The sequence below is a fragment of the Parvimonas sp. M20 genome (assembly GCF_035282425.1).
Lineage (GTDB): Bacteria > Bacillota > Clostridia > Tissierellales > Peptoniphilaceae > Parvimonas.
In genome coordinates, this window is the sequence record NZ_JAYKBQ010000043.1 from 1 (window position 1) to 927 (window position 927).

Consider the following 927-nt stretch of genomic DNA (forward strand, 5'->3'; position numbering starts at 1 on the left):
TCCTTGATGCTTGAACTTAAGTATCCGGCCAATACGCGTATCTCGATCTGCCCATAGTCGATCTCTGTCAGCGTGTGTCCATCCTTTGAAAACGCCGATGCTGAATCTAACACTACGGTCGGTAAGCAGTTCGACTTTGAGGGCACCAAGTCGCTCGATTGCAACCTTCCCGGACTGATGAGCTGATCGAGTAGTGTATCCGAGTTCGGATACAGTTGCTTCATTGCCGTTAACTTCCCAAGCTTCATAGCCAACGACAATTGCCTCCGCATCTTCGAAACGCTTGAGCTTAGTAAGGTTTCCATCGTTGGGGGTGCATCGATTATGCTTGTACGGGCGATCGTTTCGTCGAAGGATTCCTCCTTCCCATCCATTCGCAATCGCTTCTTCTTCCCGTCGATAGATTTCGTCGAGGCTACTGACTGCGTACGATGGGCATATGATGATTTGTGCGTCAAACCCTTCGCCACCTTGAATTCGCACAGCTGCGGGATTTGCAAAATCTTGCCCTCCGCAGTCAAGGACGTCTTGAATATGACGAAGTCGGGATTCGTAGTCAGAGTCTGCCACTGATCCGTCGAAATTGTCGAAGACATAGTAGGTGAACTCAGGAGAGCCATCCTCTGCACGAATGCCCGACATCGACTCGCGAAAGACGTTTGGATCATATTGATGTCCTGAGATAACTTCGCCATCGAAACCACGGAATGATGGCTTTTCCCTGAATAGCGCACGAAGATGACGCTGCTTCCACTCTTTGCCTGAACGGCTCAGAGGTACACACGATGGACCACCCAAAACACGCATGCCATCAATCTTCGGTTGGAACCAAAGAAATCCTGCATCACGGAGGTGTGCTTCGATCTTGCGCTCATTGAACGTAGCCGCAAGCATGGCACGTATAGTCATTAAGCCATTCCCTTCTTG

At 50.1% G+C, this 927-nt stretch carries 1 protein-coding gene; it reads right to left on the reverse strand.

Annotated elements, in window-relative coordinates; translation table 11 throughout:
* Window positions 1-927, reverse strand: a 927-nt coding sequence (locus VJI93_RS08240; protein ID WP_324009236.1) for a hypothetical protein, incomplete at both ends; no start/stop codon positions are given.